General features: G+C 42.1%; 16 protein-coding genes. 10 read left to right on the top strand and 6 right to left on the bottom strand.

Features of this window, described 5'->3' with window-relative positions; genetic code table 11:
- Positions 1-262: 262 nt before the first annotated feature.
- Positions 263-1,765, bottom strand: coding sequence for a hypothetical protein (locus tag ACFOHL_RS13770; RefSeq protein ID WP_376920809.1), 1,503 nt, complete (start codon positions 1,763-1,765; stop codon positions 263-265).
- 100 nt (positions 1,766-1,865) lie between these two features.
- On the opposite strand from ACFOHL_RS13770, the gene ACFOHL_RS13765 reads away from it, so the two are divergent.
- From ACFOHL_RS13765 to ACFOHL_RS13725, 9 genes are all read left to right on the top strand, one after another.
- On the top strand, positions 1,866-2,048 hold the full coding sequence (locus ACFOHL_RS13765) for a helix-turn-helix transcriptional regulator (RefSeq protein ID WP_376920808.1): 183 nt from the start codon (positions 1,866-1,868) through the stop codon (positions 2,046-2,048).
- Positions 2,049-2,229: 181 nt separating this feature from the next.
- Entirely contained in the window at positions 2,230-2,520 is a 291-nt protein-coding gene (locus ACFOHL_RS13760; protein WP_376920807.1) for a hypothetical protein, read from the top strand.
- The gene (locus ACFOHL_RS13755; protein WP_376920806.1) at positions 2,517-4,202 is read left to right on the top strand and encodes a type IV secretion system DNA-binding domain-containing protein; all 1,686 of its coding nucleotides are present in this window, start codon (positions 2,517-2,519) and stop codon (positions 4,200-4,202) included. The genes ACFOHL_RS13760 and ACFOHL_RS13755 overlap by 4 nt, the downstream gene beginning before the upstream one ends.
- Positions 4,199-6,763, top strand: a complete 2,565-nt coding sequence (gene mobF, locus ACFOHL_RS13750) for a MobF family relaxase (RefSeq protein ID WP_376920805.1) — start codon at positions 4,199-4,201, stop codon at positions 6,761-6,763. The genes ACFOHL_RS13755 and mobF overlap by 4 nt, the downstream gene beginning before the upstream one ends.
- A gap of 78 nt (positions 6,764-6,841) precedes the next feature.
- Positions 6,842-7,018 (top strand): methylation-associated defense system helix-turn-helix domain-containing protein MAD1, encoded by a 177-nt coding sequence (gene mads1 / locus ACFOHL_RS13745; protein ID WP_376920804.1) that lies wholly within the window; start codon positions 6,842-6,844, stop codon positions 7,016-7,018.
- 46 nt (positions 7,019-7,064) lie between these two features.
- Positions 7,065-8,900: a site-specific DNA-methyltransferase gene (locus tag ACFOHL_RS13740; protein WP_376920803.1), complete on the top strand. Its 1,836-nt coding sequence runs from the start codon at positions 7,065-7,067 to the stop codon at positions 8,898-8,900.
- A gap of 1 nt (position 8,901) precedes the next feature.
- On the top strand, positions 8,902-11,553 hold the full coding sequence (locus ACFOHL_RS13735; protein ID WP_376920802.1) for a DEAD/DEAH box helicase: 2,652 nt from the start codon (positions 8,902-8,904) through the stop codon (positions 11,551-11,553).
- Positions 11,554-11,579: 26 nt separating this feature from the next.
- Positions 11,580-12,947, top strand: a complete 1,368-nt coding sequence (locus tag ACFOHL_RS13730; protein ID WP_376920801.1) for a hypothetical protein — start codon at positions 11,580-11,582, stop codon at positions 12,945-12,947.
- A 15-nt stretch (positions 12,948-12,962) separates the two neighbouring features.
- The gene (locus ACFOHL_RS13725) at positions 12,963-13,958 is read left to right on the top strand and encodes a hypothetical protein (protein ID WP_376920800.1); all 996 of its coding nucleotides are present in this window, start codon (positions 12,963-12,965) and stop codon (positions 13,956-13,958) included.
- 60 nt (positions 13,959-14,018) lie between these two features.
- Here ACFOHL_RS13725 and ACFOHL_RS13720 read toward each other — a convergent pair whose 3' ends face one another.
- From ACFOHL_RS13720 to ACFOHL_RS13700, 5 genes are all read right to left on the bottom strand, one after another.
- On the bottom strand, positions 14,019-14,480 hold the full coding sequence (locus ACFOHL_RS13720) for a hypothetical protein (RefSeq protein WP_376920799.1): 462 nt from the start codon (positions 14,478-14,480) through the stop codon (positions 14,019-14,021).
- An 88-nt stretch (positions 14,481-14,568) separates the two neighbouring features.
- Positions 14,569-15,768 carry a tyrosine-type recombinase/integrase gene (locus ACFOHL_RS13715; RefSeq protein ID WP_376920798.1) on the bottom strand — a complete coding sequence of 400 codons (1,200 nt, stop codon included), beginning with the start codon at positions 15,766-15,768 and terminating at the stop codon, positions 14,569-14,571.
- Between the two features lie 205 nt (positions 15,769-15,973).
- Positions 15,974-17,617 (bottom strand): chaperonin GroEL, encoded by a 1,644-nt coding sequence (gene groL, locus ACFOHL_RS13710; RefSeq protein ID WP_376920797.1) that lies wholly within the window; start codon positions 17,615-17,617, stop codon positions 15,974-15,976.
- A 58-nt stretch (positions 17,618-17,675) separates the two neighbouring features.
- Positions 17,676-17,966 (bottom strand): co-chaperone GroES, encoded by a 291-nt coding sequence (locus ACFOHL_RS13705; RefSeq protein WP_376920796.1) that lies wholly within the window; start codon positions 17,964-17,966, stop codon positions 17,676-17,678.
- A gap of 221 nt (positions 17,967-18,187) precedes the next feature.
- Entirely contained in the window at positions 18,188-18,730 is a 543-nt protein-coding gene (locus tag ACFOHL_RS13700) for an FxsA family protein (RefSeq protein ID WP_376920795.1), read from the bottom strand.
- A gap of 549 nt (positions 18,731-19,279) precedes the next feature.
- On the opposite strand from ACFOHL_RS13700, the gene ACFOHL_RS13695 reads away from it, so the two are divergent.
- Positions 19,280-21,136, top strand: coding sequence for a protein-disulfide reductase DsbD (locus ACFOHL_RS13695; protein ID WP_376920794.1), 1,857 nt, complete (start codon positions 19,280-19,282; stop codon positions 21,134-21,136).
- Positions 21,137-21,389 lie beyond the last annotated feature (253 nt).

Raw genomic sequence — 21,389 nt, 5'->3', positions numbered from 1 at the left:
AGAGACTATTCCGCTTTTATACTGAAAACGTTAGAAAAAACGCAAACCATCCCAGTTTATCAATATTGCTTGGGTATAAATAAAAGAGAGCCCAAGCAAATGCTTGGGCTTTCCAGTGTTTTGGCTTTTAGCTAACTGGGCTAAAACGCAGGGGAAAAACCCTTACATCATGCCGCCCAAACTACTAAATAACCATATAAAACAGCATTTTAATTTTTTATAATTAAATTATACTCCTTATTGTACCCTTCTGGGGTTATCTTTAACTAGGATCTGCTCTTTTTACATTCAAACCTAGCTCCTTCTTCACAGCAGCTACAGATTTACGACTTGTTTCAAGTTTAGAAACTATCACCCCTGTTTTCACCTTCCCATATTTGTTCAGGTGTAATTTGATTTCTTTTTCAATTTGTTTTTTAAGGGGTGTAGGCCGAGGACCGCTTTTTTGGGGTCCCCTGGGACGCGCTCGATTCATAATATAATGGTTGGCCTCATATCGACGAAATATTTGCAAAAGCACCTTCCAACCTTCAACTGATGGCCCATCGAACGTCGTCCACTCTTTCACCCCATAAGTTTGCCAGTAAATTCTTTCTTTCTTATCTTTAGATTCATCTAGTCTATCGAGTACTTTGAAAAACCATTCGGGGAAATTAGATGAGTTAAGTGGAGGAATATCTTTGATCTTCTCATATACAGTTGGGTACAAATCAGAACACTCGACATATATTCGTTCAGATAACTCTAACCAATTCTCTTTGGGTATTGAGTGTAAAGTTAATAGTTGGGATTTGGGCGAAAAAGACTTGAGCCACTTGGTTAAATGATTGTGTCTGGAACTATCGCTCATTTCACCAGCTTCAAAACGTACCAGCTCATCGGCATATTCATGCTTTTCAGCTTTTACAGCAGCAATTAATGCATCAAGAGTTTGTTTTGAGAAGTTCTTCTCCCTATTTGGGTGATGTAGCCAGCAGTAAAAATTGGAATCTCGGCGCTCTTTAGTCAAGGAGTTAACTCGTTCCTGTTTATGTCTAACTCTGCGCCAGCAAAGCACACAAAAGTCCAAAGGGGTTTTAGTTTTTCTTTCTGAGTGCTTCTGTTTTATGAATGAATTGATGATATTCAAACAAACATCTAAATCCTGAACAAAAAGAATATCTTGTTCCTCTACAGGAATACTTCCTTGATAACGCTTAAAATGTAGTGTTCGTTCTAGAGATCTACTTAATCCACCACTTCTTTCAATGAAGCTGTTTACGCCGGCTCCGTTAGACAAAGGCTTAAACCTCTTGATTGATTCTTCGTATTCACTTTTTCCTGCACTCCCCAAGTTTTCCATAAGCCCATTTATCCAGTACTTCAGATGTAATGGTAACGTCTCTTCATTTTTGACTAATTCTCCTAACCCAACTTTAAGACATTTCCGTTTACTTTTTGTGCTTAAAGTCTGACCCTTTAACCAATAATCAACGAGTTTCTGCGGACTATTAATCGAGCGCAAAGCTAGAGCGGTTGTCAATTGTTTGATTTCGTCTAGTGATGGAAGCTCCTCACTATTAACACAAAAGTAATTCAACCATTCGATAACCTGGCTGGGTATCTTTAACTCGGAAAACTCTTCGACGATATAAACAAACCCTTTCCTTTTTCTCGCGCTAATTCGAACACCCTCAGTTCGGATTTTACTGTTTAAGCCTTCTAAAATTTTCGTGACCTCAGCAACCAGCGCTCCTTCTCTATAAGTATTTCCACTGCACATCATAATGTTACCTAAGTAATAGTGACTATCGTCAATATAAAAAATATTAGAGTTATTACATCCTTAATACAAGCGTTTAATTTGTTAGTGAGGTTACGCAAATATGAAGTATGTAAGAGCGAAAGAACTCGCCAAGTGGTTGGGCGTTAATCAATCCACAATTTGGCGATGGAGAAAACAAAAGGATTTTCCAACCCCGTTAAGCCTAGGCCCAAACACTGTAGTTTGGTCGAAAACATCTATTGAAAAATGGATTAACTCAAGAAGCAAGGATGCTAACTCATGAATAATAAAACTACTTACACCCCATGCACCTGCGGTGCGTTTGCTGAACAACTTGAATTCGAGTTCGGTCCCGAATTTTCAAGCCCTGAGAACGAATTGCGCGATGACACCAATTCGACATCGCGTCAACCTTCCCCGCCTTGTTGCGGCGATGGTTTCATTGGTATCAAGGAGGTCTCACAATGAAAAAACGTACCCCAACTCAACAAATCAGCGTTCGTTTAGCTGCACTTGACCATGAACGCTTGGTTCTAGAAGCCGAACGAAAAGGTAGCACTGTTGCAGAAGTTGCTCGGCAACGCATCCAACTTGCGGAAAAGCAGATCGAGCTAAGAGATATGCTAGCGAGCCTACTTAATCACCTAACCAAGCATTCGTTTGTTATCACGTCCACCGTTGCAGGTCTGGATCCCGATGAAGCTGAAGCTGCCCGCCTTTCAATTGAGAAGCAAATTAGAAGGAGGATCAAATGAGCCATTTCAAAACCAAGGGTAAACGCATTGCCGAACATACAATGGTAATCGCAACACTTTCAGTGGTGTTATTCGTATTGATGGAAGTAGCCTTTCTTAGCTACTTCAATCAATGGGAGGAATTAGCATCTATCAAAGAATGGTTCATTGAGATCCTGCTTACTGTAGTAGGCTTCGCAAACAACCAATACATAAATGTACCTGAAGTTTCAGATACGTTTATGTACGGTTCTACTGCCATATCGCTAACGTCAATCGCGTTAAGCATATTGATTGTCTGGTACTTTCGCATAAGAGACTTTGATTGGTCTCACTACAAGCATCTAGAAGGCCCCCGCCTGTTAAAAGGAAGTGCTGCCACCAAACACTTTCGTAAAAGAGCTCGTAGAGAAGGCCTACAAGGTCTTTCACTCCATCCCAATATACTATTACCAATCATTCGCGAAGCCGGGAATATTCTAGTTTGGGGTATGCAAGGGGCTGGTAAGTCTAACTTTATTAAAAGGTTAGTAAAGCAGCTATTGACCAAGAGAGAGCGAGTACTCTTGTACGATATTAAAGGCGAGTATACGCAAGCATTCTTGAATGAAGATTGCGTGTTATTGAGTCCCCAAGATTCTCGCAGCGTAAATTGGGACATAGGTAAAGACTTATCGACTGATGGACTTGCAGAGGCTTTTGCAGAAGCCCTTATTCCGACAGGCTCTACCTCAGAATCTTTCTGGGTCGACTCTGCGAGAACGGTTCTAGTTGGTGTCATTGTAGGGTTAAGCAATGAAGATAAACCTTGGTCTTGGTGTGCTCTTGAACAACGCCTATTTTGTGGTGATGAAGAGTTATCAAACTGGTTGAATTTACATCACAAGCAAGCCGCAAAACTTATTGAGCCAGAAAATAAAACGACTGCATCAATACGTTCAATGTTGGCGACGAAGTTAGGTTGGTTGAAAAACATGACCAACTACGTTTCGAATACGCCCCCCAACTTTTCGGTTTCTGACTGGTTGTCACGAAGCGACAAAACAACGCTTATAGTTCAAGGCGATCTCGCGTCTCCTATGATGAGCTCTGCACTAATCACTGCTTTGATGAGTGTATTAAGTAGTTACGTATTGTCTTCTGAAGATAGTGAAGAGCAAAAAACTTGGTTGGTTTTAGATGAGCTAGCAACGCTTAATAAATCCAAAAGCATTGAGCAGTGGCTTGCGCTTGGTCGAAGTAAGGGGTGCAGAACAATCGCAGGCACACAGCTATTATCGCAGTTGCACTCTATTTATGGTCAGGACGATGCAAATACCATTCTGGGCCTTTTCAGTAATGTAGTCGCATTCAAACTAGGCCCCAATGGAGAGTCGGCATCGAAAGCCTCTTCTTCGTTCGGAGAAAGGCGCGTTGAATACCCTGTTGTTTCGACAAATGAGAAAGGTGAAAAGTCACATTCTTATCACCAAGAGTCGATAGCTCTTGTGACGCCTGAAGACCTTGTTCATTTGCCTCAACCAACACTAAAACGAGGTATCTCTGGGTACCTATTGATCGGTGGTTCCAATGCCGTATATGAACTTACCTGGCCAATCGGTAAATACGAGAAAGTGGCTGAAGCTGTCATCAAAAAAACAACTCGTGAGCCCACTCACCCTAAAAAAAGTAAAAACCGGCTGAATCGGAGGGCCTCGTTATGATGTCATTCGCAAAAATCCGCGACGGTAAATATTACTTAGATTTGGCCGCGGAAGATTACTATCTGCAAGGCGGTGAACCTGACGGAGTATGGTGTGGAGCGGGAGCATCATTGCTAAAGCTGAAAGGCTCTGTTGCGGCAGATGCTTTAAGCAACTTGTTGAAAGGCTGCTCTCCTTGTGGAAAAGCAGCATTGTGTCAAAATGCCGGGTTACGTCATACGCCTGGTTGGGATCTAACTTTCAACGCCCCAAAATCAGTCTCGGTTTTATGGGCTGCTGCTAGACCTGAATTGCGTCAGAAAATTCAGTTAGCGCAATTAAAAGCAGTAAAAGACGCTATAGCTCTTATAGAGGAGTATGCTGCTGTTACTCGACGTGGAGAAGCCGGTGGAGAAAGAGAGAAAGTAGCGGGATTGATAACAGCGGTGTTCGAACACTCAACAAGCCGTTCATTAGACCCTCACCTGCACTCGCACGCTATAGTCGCCAACATAGCTCCAAGGCTAGATGGCAGTTGGGGAACACTAGACTCGCGTACGATTATGCTATGGCAAAAAGCAGCTGGCATGGTTTACAAGGTAAGCCTTGCTGATTCAATTCGAAGCTTAGGATTTGAAACAGAGTTAGATGGTGATGCATTTAGTGTCATTGGTATATCAAAATCAGTATGCGAGCACTTTTCAAAACGCTCTTCACAGATTCTAAGCGCACTTAAAGAACGGGGTGTAAAAAGCCGGGCCTCAGCATCGGGAGATTTAGCCTCATTGAGTACCCGAGACGCCAAAGGTGAGATTAACCGAGCTGAGCTGTTTGAGAAATGGCGAACAGAGCTATCATCTCTAGAGTTAACGCAGCAAAATGTTGAGAAATTGCAAGGAAAAGCACGGTGTAATACTGACTTACTACCTGGTGGTACTGTTGATCATAAAACATTAGCAGGCACTCTTACTGAGAAGTCCTCGTCTTACACTAAGCAACAAGCTTTTTTCACTGGAGGCTTAGAAGCCTTAGAGCATGGTCAATCAGTACAGTCACTTCGTGCTATGGTCAAAGAGCTAACAGAATGTGATGCAACAGTTGAGCTTGGCAAAGACTGGAAACACAACGAACTCTTCACAACTCAAAGTGTTTTGAATATCGAACGGTCCTTGATAAAAAATGCCAAGCAGCTGGGAAACACTGAATGGGCTGAAATCCCATTAAATACAATAGAATATTATATTGCCAACCAATCAATTCAATTGAGTGATGAGCAAAAATTTGCAGTCCATAATGTTTGTACAGAATCACAACTTGCGATACTGCAAGGTTCGGCAGGCTCGGGAAAGTCAGCTTCAATGAGATGTGTAAGAGACATCTACGAATCGATGGGCAAACAGGTTGTAGGCGCATCTGTGGCCAGAGCAGCCGCTAATAACCTTGAGAATGAAGCACACATTAAGTCATTCACTATTGCACGACTTCTAGCATGGTTAGATACAGATAAGCCACCTATTTCAGAAGGTGGTGTTCTGATCATCGATGAAGCAGGACAAGTTGGCACCTTCCAGCTTGAGCAATTAATGAAGTTTGCGAAAGAGTTGAATTTTAAGATCATTCTTGTTGGTGAAGATAAGCAATTAGATGCGGTCGAACATGGCGGCGTCTTGCGCTATCTATCGAGCCCTGATGTGATAGGAACCACAAGAGTTGAAACTATTCGTCGACAGAATAACAGCTGGGACAGACAAGCTGTTGCTGATTTCCGTGATGGCTATGCTAATCAAGCATTAGCCCAATACCATAAGCGCGGGCAGCTTTACTTTGAAACAAGCGATGAAGAAGCAAAAGAAAAGATCATCAGTGAGTGGACTTCATTCCGTCACAAGCAACCATCAAAGCGTTCAATGGTTATCGCACAAAGCTGGGCAGATGTTGTTGAGCTAAACAATGAAATGAGAACACGGCTTCAGTCAGAGGGCGTTGTGGGAACTGAAAACGTTCTTGTAAAGGGAGTTGTGAGCGAGCGGAATATCGATGTACAAATTTCTTTAGGTGAACGGGTTAGGTTCACAAAAAATTGCTACGAAAAAAATTACACTAATGGCGATCTAGGAACAGTGACCAAAGTTCAAGTGATGGATGATGGAGACATCTGGATTCGCGTAAAGCTCGATACAGGCCGTGAGACGCAATTCATGGCATCGTCATATGCTAATGAAGATGGTCGCACATACATCACCCAAGCTTATGCTCAGACCGTATATAGTTCACAAGGTTTAACAATTGACGGAGATGTTTTTGTCTATTACTCCACCAATATGGATAGAGCACACAGCTATGTTGCTTGTTCTCGACATAAAGATAAGGCTCACATCTTTATAAACTCCCAAGAGTTGGAAGATGAAATTCCTGAAAATTTTCAGCATGCACCCCGTGAGCGTGGTTTAAGAGAAGCATTGGCTAAAAATATGTCGCGTAACAATCGCCCGAAACTTGCCATTGAGTATTTATCAAACGAAGAGTTAGACGCTGTTCTTGATCAAGAGATGAAAATTTCTGAACACCAACTAACCATGTAGCAAGCTCAATCCTCACAATTCTTGTTTGTTCCCTAATTTTCCCATATGCTCTCTTTAGTCTTAAAGAGAGCATCGATCATGAGTGATGAAATTCTTACGCTGCGGGAAGTGGCGGATTACCTCAAATTGACGGAAAAAACAGCATATAGGCTTGCCGCAGAGGGTAAGTTACCAGGGTTCAAAGTCGGTGGTTCATGGCGGTTTAAACGTACAGACCTTGAAGACTGGATTGAATCAAAAAAGAACAATATTTAGAGCATTCGAATTGCGCTAATAATGAATATAAGAACGAGGAAATAGCATGCCAACGTTGGACTTTAAAGGGAAGCAGTTTGTCTACTCTCATCATCTGAGTGTCCCATTTCGCGAGCTAAAAGTTGAAACTGAAAAATCATTACCTTTGGATGGGGAATCGCCGTCACTTGATGACAACCTAATTATTCATGGCGATAACCTCGAAGCCTTAAAAGCATTACTGCCTACTCATGCCGGTAAAGTAGATTGTATTTTTATCGACCCGCCTTACAACACAGGTAATGAAGGCTGGTGCTATAACGACAATGTTCGCTCACCATTGATGCAAGAGTGGTTGAAAAAATCAGCTAATCCAGTCGATAAAGAAGATTTGGAACGCCATGACAAGTGGCTTTGCATGATGTGGCCTAGATTAACTCTTTTGAGGGAGTTATTGGCAGATGAAGGAAGTATTTGGATGACTCTTGATGATAACGAGATACATCGAGCAAGAATGCTTTTTGACGAAATATTTGGCGAAGAAAACTTTGTCGCGTGTTGTGCTTGGGAAAAAACCTATACACCTAAAAGTAATGGGAGAGTCATAAGTACCGATCATGATTATGTCCTGATCTATTCAAAGACTTCATCTTTTACCGAGCACGGTTGGAATTACCTTGCCAAAAATGAAGAGCAGGTTGGGCGCTACAAAAATCCTGATAATGATCCCAATGGCGCTTGGAGAACATACCCATTAGATGTTCGAACTGAGGATAGCGAACGTCGGGAAAAGTATCGCTATGAAGTTGTTCTCCCATCAGGAAGAGTTGTAAAGCCGGCTAAAGGAAGGCACTGGGCATTACCTGAAGCTGAGTTTATAAAGCAAAGAGAAGCTGGCGAAATTTACTTTGGTAAAAAAGGGGATGCAATGCCAACCAAAAAGGCATATTACAACCCGGATGAAGATAAGGGAGTTATAGCACGCAGTTGGTGGACTTATAAGGATGTTAAAGGTAACCAAGACGCAAAAAAAACATTACTTGATATTTTTGGTGATGTTGAGACCGATTTTCTTACCCCTAAACCATATCAACTAATCCAACGAGTATTAGATATCGCGACAGATAAGGATTCTATAATTTTAGATTCATTTGCTGGTTCAGGAACTACAGCGCATGCTGTGCTTGAAGCCAATAAAAATGACTTAGGAAATAGGAAATTTATTTTAATTGAGTGTGAAGATTATTGTGATCGCACTACGGCTAGTCGGGTTCGAGGAGTAATAAAAGGTTATCGATTCAAAGGCAAACAAAAACAGGAGCTTCTTTCAGAGAAAATTACTTGGTCGGTTTTTGAGAAGAAACAGGCCAAGCTATTAGAAAAAATTGCTGAAATAGAAGTAAAACATGACGGCGAGTTCGACAAAATCAAAAAAGAGCTGAAAGACGGTGTGCTCACTGTAACTGGTGAGCGCAAAATAGATGATTTAGCCCCAGGGATTGGAGGCAGTTTCACCTATTGTACCTTAGGTGAGCCTATTCAAATTGAAAGCTTACTTACCGGCGAAGCGATGCCATCGTTCGATGCACTGGCACGTTATGTGTTTTATACCGCTACGGGACAGTCGTTAGAAACTGTTGCTAGAGCCTCTGCCGATGGTTTTATCGGTGAAACAGACTTATTCCGTATTCATCTGTTCTACCGTCCTGATAGTGAATGGCTGCGCTCGAATGAAGCTGCATTAAACGCAGATAAAGTAGCGGTGATTTCTAAAAATAATGCTACGAAAAAGCGCACCATTGTCTTTGCTGTCGCGAAGTTTATGAGCCAGAAGGACTTAACTGAAAAGCGCATTGAGTTTTGCCAGTTGCCTTACGCTATCCATCGTATTATGGGGGCGTAACATGGAGTTAAAAGACTACCAGATTGGTGTTCTGGATAAGCTTGATTATTACTTAAAAAAGCTGGCAGACAGTAAGGAAGAAGCGGAAGACTTTGTTACTTTTCAGAAAATGAAAGGTAAAGAAGCTCGCTTAACCGATTACGCCAAAGACACGTGGGAAGCTCTGGTACAGGAGCGCCGTATTGACTTACTGAAAGACAAAAGCGGCCACTTGGTGCCTGCGCCTTATGTAACAAGATTTGATGGCTTAGAGCGGCCAATTCCTAACGTGTGCCTGAAAGTGCCGACAGGTGGTGGTAAGACCTTACTTGGTGTTGCTGCGGTTGAGCGCCTGCAAACTGATTTGTTTACGCAACAAACTGGTATGGTGCTCTGGGTGGTGCCGTCGGATGCCATTTACAAACAAACCTGGAAACAGTTAGCCAATCGTGAGCATCCGTATCGACAAATGCTAGAGCGTGCTTCGGGTGGGCGCGTAAAAATGCTCGAAAAGAACGATGCATTTACCAAGCGAGATACCGACGAGAACTTGTGCGTTATGCTGTTGATGCTGCAATCCAGTGCGCGTCAATCTAAAGAAACTCTTCGCATGTTCCGTGATAGCGGGCGATTTACCACCTTCTTCCCAATTGAAGATGACACCACAGCCAATGAAGCGCTTTTGAGCAGTATTCGCAATTTAGATTGCAACGATCTTTCAGATTACGGTTGGCAAGAAGGCATAGCTCCAGGCTCAGTGTCAGTCAAGCAAAGCTTAGGTAATGTGTTACGCATGGTTCGCCCAGTGATCATTGTGGATGAGGGGCATAAAGCCTATAGCGAAACTGCTAGAGAAACCCTGTGTGGCTTTAACCCTAGGTTTATTCTTGAGCTCTCTGCCACGCCTAATGCGAACGGTAAGCACCACTCAAATGTATTGGTGAATGTGTCTGGGCAAGCACTGAAAGATGAGCAGATGATTAAGTTACCCATCAACTTAATCAACGAAGACAAAAGTGAGTGGAAGCATACCTTGTCGTTAGCACACGCTAAACTGACTGAGCTTGAACAGGAGGCTGGACAGCTACAAAACGAAACCGGTCGCTACATTCGCCCCATCATGCTTATTCGTGTTGAGCGTACAGGCAAAGACCAGCGTGATTCGGCCTTTGTGCATGCGGAAGACGCCCGTGAGTATTTGATGGAAAAACTGGGCGTGAATGAAAATGAAATTCGCCTGAAAACGTCCGATAAAGACGAGTTGGGTGATGATGACTTGCTCAGCGAAACGTGCTCCGTTAAATACATCATCACAAAAGATGCACTTCGTGAAGGTTGGGATTGTCCTTTCGCTTATGTGTTAACAGTATTATCTAAAATGACCGCAAAAACGGCGATCACCCAAATGATTGGCCGGGTATTACGTCAACCACATGCGCGATTAACGCAAAAACCAAGCTTAGATGAGTGTTATGTCTATACCTTTGATCAGGATGTGATGGAAGCCGTCGCCGGTGTTAAACAAGGTCTAGAAGAAGAAGGGATGGGTGACGTGGCGAGTCAGGTTAAAGCCTCTGAAGCTAATAAACCTGCCAATGTGATAAGCAAAGAAACGTTATTGAGAAGAGAGCGTTTTCGTAGCTTACCGAAAATATTCTTGCCCAGGGTTTTACATCGTGATGCTGGGTACAAAGACGGCTTCCGCTTGTTTGACTATGAACGGGATGTGCTGGGTGACCTAGATTGGGAATCGTTGTCTTATTTGAATGCGGAAAATTTCAAGCTAGTGGATGATAAGTTACAGCGCACAATTGCCCGTATCGACTACAAAATGTCAAAGGATAACCAAGGTGAATTGGACTTGACCGATCCGGTTCACGAAAACATCGAATTTGATCCCAGTGTAGGCCTAGATATCTCGTTTATGGTAAGGCAGCTGACCGATGTCATTCCAAACCCATGGCAAGCCATGCGGGTGTTAACTCAGACGTTAGATATATTGCGTGGTAATGGCGTTTCTGAGGAGGCTTTGTTTACGAACCGCCTTGAGCTACTTAAAGAGATGAAGCGCGATATTAAACAACAGGTTGCTCAATTGTCGGAGCAAATTTTCAGGTCTAAGTTGGACAAGGGGGATATTTCCCTGCGCCTACTCGCCTCAGATAACGAAAAGCTAAATTGGGAACTGGCGCAAACCTTAGAGATAAACGTCAGTGAGCATGAGCAAGTACTTCGCCGAAAAGATGGTTCTGAGCTTGAAAGAAGCTTATTCGAAAAAGTATATCAAAATGGCCTGAACAATCTGGAGCGAGAGACAGCCTGGTATTTAGATAAACAAGAGTCTGTGTATTGGTGGCATCGTATTGCAGTGAATCAACGCGAGTACAGCCTGCAAGGCTGGCAAAAGCAAAAGGTTTACCCTGACTTGTTGGTGTGCGTCGAACAGCCTAGCACAGATAGCTATCGCTTCTCTGTATTGGAAACAAAGGGCGAATATTTAAAAGGGAACGACGATACGGAGTATAAACGACGTTTGTTTGAGCTATTAACTGAGCACGTCCAAACGGCAGTTGATGCGGGAGAGCTATCGTTAGACGCTGCATCGAGCGGTATGTCGTTCAGAATGCTGATGGAAGATAGTTGGTCACAAGAGATCGTGCCTGAACTGTCATAGAATATTTACTAAGAAACAGGGAAGTTATGAGAGAAATATCCCAAAAACAATTTAATGCATACTGCTATGCAAGACAGCCACTACTTAGGGTAATGAGCAATGAGATAAAGTGGTATGAAGCTGGCAATAGAAAAGTTTTAGCCACTTTAATTTTAGATAAAGCTGACCAAGATTATAACTTTGTAATCTTGGTTCGTGACGCTAGGCGTTTATTTCGTGCTTGGAATGTGTCATGCAGTCACCCAACTATAGAAGATGCAGAAAAAGAGCTTGCTGAGAAAATAGACGTATTGGTCAATGATGGCCAAGATGTTTATGTTCAGGGTGATGAAGTTAAGCCTCCACATGACATATTGTCACCTGTTGTAGATGAAGCTAACCAGCATGAATATTTTAGAGTATTGGCAAATGAAAAGCGGATGGAAGCTGCAAGAAACTTAATTGTAGAGGCTGTTTATAGTTATATTGATGTAGATGGGAATTATATTAAGGAATTCCAAACCCACGGCTTTGATGCTCGATTATGGGAACTTTTTTTATATATTTTTCTTTATGACGCAGGCTTCGAATTTAATCAAGACTATCATGCGCCGGATTATATGGTTTCTTACTACGGCAATCCGTTTTGTATTGAAGCAGTAACTGTTAACCCTAGCCAAAACCCTGACAGACCTGATCCTGAACCTCCTCAGTCTGATGAAGAAATGCAAAGACTTTGTGATGATTATATGCCAATAAAGTTTGGGAGTAGCCTTTTTTCTAAGCTTCAGAAAAGGTACTGGGAGAAGCCCCACGTACAGGGCAAGCCTCTTATCATTGCAATTCATGATTATCATATGCCTGGCTCAATGAGCTGGTCACGAAATGCACTTGTTGAATACCTATATGGTACTAGGGCAAGAGTTAGAGAAGTGGATGGACAGAAAACTACCTATGAAGAGGTAATTTCAGAGCACACATGGCAAGGCAAAACTATACCTTCAAATTTCTTCAATACAGAGAACGCTGAAAATATAAGTGCCATTTTGTTTACGAATACAGCCACTATTACGAAATTTAATCGAATGGGAAAATTGGCAGGTCTTGGTGGTGAAAATATAAAGATGATTAGAATGGGAGTAAGGCTTCACCCTGATCCTAATTCACTAGAGCCTTTAAGATTCGCTGCCGATGTAGACGACCCCGATTATGAAGAAGACTGGTCTGAAAGTATCATCATGTACCACAACCCAAATGCATTGATCCCCGTCGATCTTGACTGTTTTAACACAATCAATCATATGTGGGTGGATCCTGATACTGGAGAATTAGTGGGTATTCAACGTGAAGGGGATATCTTAAGCTCTCTCACCAATGTCATTGTGCCAGTGCAAGATTTACAGGATGAAGTATAGGAAGTTCTAGGCAATATGAATGTATATATAGCGAACTTTGGTGAGCAGAATTACGAATGGCCAGCATGTAAAGAAAAGGCCACTGTAGCAACAATGAATGACATTGAAGGGCAACGACTTTGGGAACAAGGTAAGCGCGAAGAATATATTGCTTCAGCAATGAATTACGACAAAACCGCTGCCGGGTTAACACCAACTAAAGCTGTTGCTGCAAGATGGTACAACCTTATGACAATTGTGTCTGAGACTTGCAGCGATATATGGATTCACAGAGATGGAGAAAAAGTTTTCTGGACAATGTCGAAGATTGCCCCTCCATTCTTCGAGAAGAAAAAAGAGCCCATTGGTGAAGAAAAAGAGGTTATCGTTTGCCATAAACCCTGTGAAACTTGGTCAGATAGAGATAAAAAAGGGAATCAGCTTCTGTGGCGCAGCCTTCATCCTAAGGCAAAGGACTTTCTATCAACTGAAGCTACATTACAAAAACTGACTGAGGACAATTCAGCTTATGCCATTGCTCTGATCAATGGGGATGACTTATCGCCATGGCACGATAGAGAGATATGGCAAAAGAAAAACAAAAAAGCTGCTATAGAGTATAGCCCGGTTACTAACGCCTCGAATATTCAAAAAATAGCGTGTCGAGTTACTGTTGAACAACGAATGACCAAAACTGCATTAAAAACAACTAAACAGTCAAATGGGCAATTGGAAGAAAGGAAAGTTAAAAACAAAGAGTTTCGATTTCGAAATGAGATTGAACTTGAAAAGCATATTGTTGGTTTGATTGAAATGCAGGAAGGAATTTGCGCGCTAACCGGTATGCCCTTGGAAATGGATGAGATTAATGGTGACAGTGAGTTTTTTTGCTCACTAGACCGTATTGATAGCGACGGCCATTATGAAGCAGGGAATTTACAAGTGGTATGCCGATTCGCAAACCGCTGGAAAGGCGATTCAGACGATGAGGAGTTTCGAAATATCATAAAGCAGATTAGGTCATATAGTTAATTAGAAATTTGTAACTAGGGCGGAGAAATGCATTGTGAGTACATTTCTCCACCAAAAACACTATAGTTTTGGCTCATTATTAATTTGAGCCAATGCCCAGATACTGTAATCTCTCACTTCATCGAAAGTAGATAATACAGCTTTATCAAATGAGTGCATTTGAAGAGCATAGTAAAGGTTATGCAGTATATCTTCTGCTTGGCTCGCCACGAGCGTATCTTGTGAATCAAGCCACCCAGTTGTTGCAACAGCTTTCTGCTTCAAAGACTCTTTGGCATTCAGGTCTGTATTTCCAGAAACAAGACGACGTCGAAATTCATACTCGTCCCGCAACGGACCTGTGTGCTCAATGATCTCGCTGAATAGCCTATGCGCTCTACAAACCACTTCGGTATCTGCTGGTGATTTCCACGGCAGGGATTTGTAGTAGAAATAGATACGCCCAACATCTTCGACCAAACAAGCTGGTACCGATACTTTTCGACGTAACAAAGTTGATAAAAATTCATGTAAGCTTTTCATTTAAACCTCCGCTAGTTATGCAATTTACTTACAAGAAAGAGGTTAAATAAAAGCCTGAATATTTTAAATACAGAATAATCACTATTACCTAGGAAACTTTAATAGAGTCTAAATAATCAGACCACCACTGCATCATCTTCTTTCTCTGTTTTAGATACTTGGCGCGGTTATATGGACGAGAGGAGCTTGTTCCAATAAGATGGGAAAGTTGAATTTCAATATACTTATCATCCCACTCATTCTCATTGAGTATCGTTGATGCAGTGCTTCTGAAACCGTGAGCAGATACAATATCCGCTGAATACCCTAGCTCTCGTAATCTGTTCGTTAAAACGTTCTTGCTTAACGGTTTGGAAGCGTCCCTTTGGTTAGGAAATAGGTGAGTTGAGTAACCGGTATATTCTCTGAGCTGCAACAATTGTTCTTGCACCTGGCGAGACATTGGAACTAAATGATCTCTACTTCGCTTCATATCTTCTGCAGGCAGTATGATCAATTCTTCTTCAAAAGAAATGTACGCCCATTTTAATGATCTTACTTCAACAGGTCGTAAGAAAACTCGAGGTAACAGTTTAAGGGCTTCAATTGTACAAAAATCACCGGAATTATTGTTGTCGATATCTGACATTAGTTTCCCTAATGCTTTAGGCTCAGTGATGGCTGCCATGTGCTTAACAGCAGGCAGCTTGCCGATGACGTCTTTTAACGGGAAATTTTGGGCTGGGTTAGTTTCGGTTAGTTCCTTGCCTAAGGCAAAACCAAATACTCTATTTAGTGTTGATAGGATTGGTGGTGCCTTTTTAGGGGTGCCCATTTCTTTTTGCGCAAGCATAATTTGAGCTATATCCACTACCTTAATACTGTCAATGGAACGGTCTCTTATTGATGAACAATCTTCAAGAAGCCACTTCTTTACCTTTTTAGCATAGTCCTCGCTCCATTCACTTTTTTGAATGCCCCACCATTCAATCGCGACGACCTCAAATAGTTTGTTCTTAGCTATATGATTAGCTTGTTTATTTGCTTTGCGTTCGGCCATGGGGTTAATACCCTGATCCAACAATTTGCGAGCATTTTTAGCTAGGTCTCTAGCTTCAGTAAGAGTTGTTTGAGGGTATTTACCAAGCGCTAGCTCTTGATGTTTATTGGAAAACTTATAGCGCATCCGCCACAGCTTCGACCCAGTTCTATTTACCAGTAAATAGAGGCCATTGCCGTCAAAAAGCTTTTTGCTTTTCTTATCGTCGGGACACTTGGCCGCTTTTATAGTTTTATCAACTAGTGACATATCATCCCTTTAGATGTGGGGTATATTTATAATATATACCACCTAAAATAATAAAATTGAAATCATAACCCCCTTATTTATACCCTTACCAACCAGCAATTTGATGCAACTCGATGCAATACAATCAAACACCTCTGATAAAGAAAAACCCCGTCAGACATGGTCTTGACGGGGTTTGCAATTTACAGCAATAAGCTTGGGCAGATTACATCATGCCGCCCATACCACCCATGCCGCCCATATCAGGCATTGCAGGGGCTGCTGCTTCATCTTGAGGTAAATCAGCTACCATTGCTTCAGTCGTGATCATTAAGCTGGCAATAGACGCCGCAAACTGTAGCGCTGAACGCGTGACTTTAGTTGGGTCAAGTATACCCATTTCCAACATATCACCGTAGGTATCGTTACCTGCATTGAAGCCATAGTTACCTTCGCCGTTTTTAACAGCGTTAGTGACAACAGAGGCTTCCGCACCGGCATTGGTAGAAATTTGACGCAATGGTGCTTCCATTGCACGAAGTAATAAGTTTACACCGTGAGTTTGGTCTTCGTTGTCACCCGCTAGGCCTGCGATTTTTGCAGCAGTGCGAACAAGTGCTACACCACCACCAGGTACAACACCTTCTTCTACCGCAGCGCGTGTAGCGTGAAGCGCATCTTCAACACGTGCTTTTTTCTCTTTCATTTCAACTTCAGTTGCAGCACCTACTTTGATAACCGCTACACCGCCAGCTAATTTAGCTAGGCGTTCTTGAAGTTTTTCTTTGTCATAATCAGAGCTAGACTCTTCGATTTGACCGCGGATCTGTGAACAACGACCTTCAATCGCGTCTTGATCACCCGCACCATCTACAACCGTGGTGTTGTCTTTGTTGATAACAACGCGCTTAGCAGTACCTAGATCTTCTAGTTGTACTTTTTCAAGCTCCAGGCCGATTTCTTCAGAAATAACAGTACCGCCAGTAAGAATAGCGATGTCTTGTAGCATAGCTTTACGACGATCACCAAAGCCAGGAGCTTTAACTGCTGCAACTTTCACGATACCGCGCATGTTGTTCACTACTAGGGTAGCAAGAGCTTCACCTTCAACATCTTCAGCGATGATAAGTAGTGGCTTAGATGCTTTGGCTACTGCTTCAAGCGTAGGCAGCAATTCACGGATGTTAGATACTTTTTTGTCTACTAACAAAATGAATGGGCTGTCTAGCTCTACTGAACCATTTTCTTGGTTAGTCATGAAGTAAGGCGACAAGTAACCGCGGTCAAACTGCATACCTTCAACCACTTCTAGTTCGTTTTGAAGTGCTTGACCTTCTTCGACAGTGATAACACCTTCTTTACCTACTTTGTCCATTGCGTCAGCAATGATTTGACCGACTTCAGCGTCAGAGTTTGCTGAAATAGTACCAACTTGTGCAATTGCCTTGCTGTCAGAACATTCAGTAGAAAGGCTCTTAAGCTCTTCAACTGCCGCAACAACCGCTTTGTCGATACCGCGCTTAAGATCCATTGGATTCATACCGGCTGCAACTGACTTAAGACCTTCAGTTACAATAGCTTGTGCCAATACCGTCGCTGTAGTCGTTCCGTCACCCGCTTCGTCGTTTGCTTTAGATGCAACTTCTTTTACCATTTGCGCGCCCATATTCTCGAACTTGTCTTCTAGTTCGATTTCTTTTGCTACCGATACACCATCTTTAGTGATGGTAGGTGCGCCAAATGATTTGTCCAATACAACGTTACGGCCTTTAGGACCAAGGGTAACTTTTACTGCGTTAGCTAATACGTTAACGCCTTTTAGCATTTTTGTGCGAGCGTCGTCGCCAAAACGTACTTCTTTAGCTGCCATGTGTTCTTTCCTCTAATTTGATAAATTTCTCAAACTTGATGAGTTAATTTTTTGTTTATTACTCTACGATTGCCAGAATGTCGCTTTCGCTAAGGATAAGCACTTCTTCGCCATCTAACTTCTCAGTTTTCACGCCGTAACCGTCGTTGAAAATTACCGTGTCACCCACTTTTACATCAAGTGCTTGAACAGTACCATTTTCTAGTACACGGCCATTCCCTACTGCGATAACGCTACCGCGTGTAGATTTTTCTGCTGCAGATCCAGTAAGCACGATGCCACCTGCAGACTTGCTTTCAACTTCTTCGCGCTTAATGATAACGCGATCGTGTAAAGGACGAATTGCCATTTTCAAATCTCCTGAAAATTCCAATTTACATTTTGGTTTTAGTAGTCACTTGTTTTTAAATGTCCTTCTTGAACATCAAAAACAAGCACGAATTTAATGAGTTGCAAGCTAAGTGGGGTTGGTCGAAATAAACTCAAGGTTTTTTTGAAATTTTTTTCAAAAACTTTAGGTCGTGCTGCATTCTTTGCCCAAGCATGCAAAGAATGAAGCAAAAACTAGCGCTATTGTATCCGATTGCGATCTTGAGACCGAGTTTTATCCGTGTATTCGCCATCTATAATGTCGCCATTTTCATCGCTTGATGCATAACCACGGTGCGACTTGTGTTGGTAATCGTTTGTCTCACTCCCTTGATGAAACTGAGACCCACGATGCATATTAAAGTAAAAATGATTCTTCCCGCTTTGCTGTTGCTTCAGTAAATGCTTAACAAGTGACGAGGCAATATAAGCGCGGGAAAACGGTAAGGTAAATAGTAAGCCAATACCATCAGTGATAAAGCCAGGCGTTACCAGTAACACACCAGCAATGAGTAACAACACCCCCTCGCTCAATGCTTTTCCCGGTAGCTCACCCGCCGCAGACTTTTGCTGAACAGTTTGCAAGGTTGCCAAGCCTTCTCGCTTAACAAAATAAGCCCCAAAAAAAGCGGTGAGTAATACGAGAAAAAACGTATTCCATCCACCAATCCCATCTGATACCGAAATCAATAGCATGATTTCTGATATAGGTAATACTGCAAATAACAAAAATAGAATCAGCACACTCAGCGGCCCAAAATAATTGATGGAAATGGTAAGTTATCTCAAAATAGATATTGGGATTGAAAAGACACTTTCAATATTTAGCAATAAAAAGTTACTATCTGTGACACGGTTAGATTAAGCTTGGGTATTCCCCCTCTGTTGTCGCAAAACCGCTGCGAGTATATCCATATACGCTTTAATTTTTCGTCCATGAAAAATAAATTTTGCGACAACAGAGGGGGAATGCACAAGCTTAATTCGAGGTGCTACCTATGGCAGTGCTATGTACTTAATGAGTAGGTAAGATACTTAGGCGAAGGAGAGGGACTCCCAATAACAATAAAGCCTCAAAGGCAAGGATGCCTTTGCGGAGCGCCCATGGATGGGTTTATCGCGACTTTATTGTTATTGGGAGTCCCTCTCCTTCGCCTAAGTATATGTATCCTAGTCTTGATATTTAAGTTATGAAATTTTTATGGCTTTTAGGTGGTCAGGTGTATATCTAAATTTTGGTGTGTAAATGAGTAAAATCTGCACCCAATCACTATTGGAAAACAAAGGTAAGCAATGCGTCAACAACAAGTCGTCAAGCAACTAGAGCCACTATCTTTCAGTAAACTGTTATTTGTCTTTATATTGTTTTTCGGGCTCATGAATGCTGCAAAGACGCAAGCGCAAATAGCCCCCGAATCCTTATTTTCTGATGCACCAACGTTTTTAAAAGTAGAAGAAGCGTTTGTATTCGATTTTGAGCAACGCGACGATGAACTAGTCATTAAATGGCAGATTGCCGATGGTTATTATTTATATAAAAAGCAGTTTAAAACAAAAGTAGAAAGTGCAGAGCTTGGTGAACCAATATTTCAGGAAGGCATCGAAATTGAAGACGAATTTTTTGGTATTTCCGAGGTGTTTTACCATGCAACCGAAATCGTATACCCCATCAAATATGCCGAGGCTGACAGTGTAGTTAAGTTGCGCTTTCAGGGGTGTGCAGAGGCTGGTTTGTGCTATCCGCCCACGACACAAGTGATATATTTAAACTCAGTCAATACCGCGAATGATAGTGTGACTGATGCTAATAAGCCCGTGCAATCAGCAACTAATGATAGCAATGAAGCAGTAAAATCCACTCAATTTACACTAGCCGAACAATTACTCTCCGATCAAAGCCTATTTATTAGCTTGGGCGTGTTGCTCTTGCTCGGCATTGGCTTGGCATTTACACCCTGTGTCTATCCAATGTACCCCATCATTTCTAGCATCGTCATTGGTAAAGGTCGAGAGCAAATATCGTTGTCCAATGCCTTTATTTTGGCCTTTGTATATGTGCAAGGTATGGCAATTACTTATAGCATTATTGGGCTTGTGGTAGCGTCGGCTGGCGTGCAGTTTCAGGCCATGCTTCAACATCCTGTATTGCTCAGCATCTTTATTTTACTTTTTATCTTGCTCTCCTTAGCGATGTTTGGCTTGTATGAAATTCAATTACCGGCTAAGTGGCAAGAGAAGCTCAACAACCTCAGCAACAATCAAAAACGTGGCAACCTCATTGGCGTGTTTGTCATGGGGGTGATATCTGGCTTAGTCGCCTCCCCCTGTACGACTGCTCCCCTCACTGCAATATTGCTCGTGGTTGCCCAATCTGAATCTTTGATTTTTGGTTTTACTGCGCTCTATGCCTTGTCATTGGGAATGGGTATTCCATTGATCCTGTTTGCGATGACTGGCGGTAAGCTCCTACCCAAAGCCGGTCAATGGATGAATGTCGTTAAAGTCGTGTTTGGCTTTATGATGTTAACGGTTGCCATTCTATTTGTGGAACGTATTTTTGTTAGCGATCTTACTACCTTGCTTTGGTCAGCGCTTGGTTTGGGTTTATTCGGCTATTTGTATACGGTCAATCAAAATACTACCAGCTCTTTTGCTAAAGGGGTGAGGAGCACAATCGTCATATTTGGATTAGTGTATGCAAGCATTTACTCACTTCAAAGCATAGAAAAAACAATAGGTATTCAAGTCGGCCTAAATACACACACTATCGACTCAGCCGCGCACCCAGAATTCATAATTGTTAAAAACCTCAGTGATTTTGAAGAAAAGTTAGCAGCGGCAAATGCAGAGGGTAAATCAGTCATGCTCGACTTATACGCGGATTGGTGCGTTGCCTGTAAGGAATTCGAAAAATATACGTTTCCTTCACCTAAAGTTGTCGATGCCTTGCAAGATACGGTATGGATGCAAATAGATTTAACGGACAACACCGAGGCCAATATCGCCTTTCAGACGCATTTTCGGATTCTTGGTTTACCCACCATTTTGTTCTTTGATAACACTGGATCGGAGCTCAGTGAAGCACGCGTAACTGGGTTTATGAAAGCCGAACCTTTTGCTCAACATGTAAAGGCTGCACTAAAAAAATAGTACACAACTTTTACCACAACTACCACAACTCACCCTCCCACTTAGCCTGTATCGATGCAGGCTAAGACTGGCTGAGCAACATTCACATCACAAAACTCAGCATGCCGTAATAAAAATAGCGAAGCACAAGTTTTTATCCCAAAGCTCTCAGTAAAAGAAAAATTAAACTTTTGACTGATACTCACGATAACTTTTTATACCTTAGCTTGCAAAATTGAATCACTGAACATTTAACACAGATTGCTCATAACAT

It is taken from the genome of Agaribacter flavus, assembly GCF_042646125.1.
Classification (GTDB): Bacteria; Pseudomonadota; Gammaproteobacteria; order Enterobacterales; family Alteromonadaceae; genus Glaciecola; species Glaciecola flavus.
The sequence above is the reverse complement of the archived record's forward strand: the minus strand, read 5'-3'. Positions and strand labels throughout refer to the sequence as shown.

Excerpts from the sequence above, each read along its gene's own strand:
- ACFOHL_RS13765 (WP_376920808.1), top strand. The coding sequence starts at position 1,866 with ATGAAGTATGTAAGAGCGAAAGAACTCGCCAAGTGGTTGGGCGTTAAT.
- groL (WP_376920797.1), bottom strand. The coding sequence starts at position 17,617 with ATGGCAGCTAAAGAAGTACGTTTTGGCGACGACGCTCGCACAAAAATG.
- mobF (WP_376920805.1), top strand. The coding sequence starts at position 4,199 with ATGATGTCATTCGCAAAAATCCGCGACGGTAAATATTACTTAGATTTG.
- ACFOHL_RS13770 (WP_376920809.1), bottom strand. The coding sequence starts at position 1,765 with ATGATGTGCAGTGGAAATACTTATAGAGAAGGAGCGCTGGTTGCTGAG.
- ACFOHL_RS13755 (WP_376920806.1), top strand. The coding sequence starts at position 2,517 with ATGAGCCATTTCAAAACCAAGGGTAAACGCATTGCCGAACATACAATG.
- ACFOHL_RS13725 (WP_376920800.1), top strand. The coding sequence starts at position 12,963 with ATGAATGTATATATAGCGAACTTTGGTGAGCAGAATTACGAATGGCCA.
- ACFOHL_RS13695 (WP_376920794.1), top strand. The coding sequence starts at position 19,280 with ATGCGTCAACAACAAGTCGTCAAGCAACTAGAGCCACTATCTTTCAGT.
- ACFOHL_RS13720 (WP_376920799.1), bottom strand. The coding sequence starts at position 14,480 with ATGAAAAGCTTACATGAATTTTTATCAACTTTGTTACGTCGAAAAGTA.
- ACFOHL_RS13760 (WP_376920807.1), top strand. The coding sequence starts at position 2,230 with ATGAAAAAACGTACCCCAACTCAACAAATCAGCGTTCGTTTAGCTGCA.
- ACFOHL_RS13730 (WP_376920801.1), top strand. The coding sequence starts at position 11,580 with ATGAGAGAAATATCCCAAAAACAATTTAATGCATACTGCTATGCAAGA.
- ACFOHL_RS13705 (WP_376920796.1), bottom strand. The coding sequence starts at position 17,966 with ATGGCAATTCGTCCTTTACACGATCGCGTTATCATTAAGCGCGAAGAA.
- ACFOHL_RS13735 (WP_376920802.1), top strand. The coding sequence starts at position 8,902 with ATGGAGTTAAAAGACTACCAGATTGGTGTTCTGGATAAGCTTGATTAT.
- ACFOHL_RS13740 (WP_376920803.1), top strand. The coding sequence starts at position 7,065 with ATGCCAACGTTGGACTTTAAAGGGAAGCAGTTTGTCTACTCTCATCAT.
- ACFOHL_RS13715 (WP_376920798.1), bottom strand. The coding sequence starts at position 15,768 with ATGTCACTAGTTGATAAAACTATAAAAGCGGCCAAGTGTCCCGACGAT.
- mads1 (WP_376920804.1), top strand. The coding sequence starts at position 6,842 with ATGAGTGATGAAATTCTTACGCTGCGGGAAGTGGCGGATTACCTCAAA.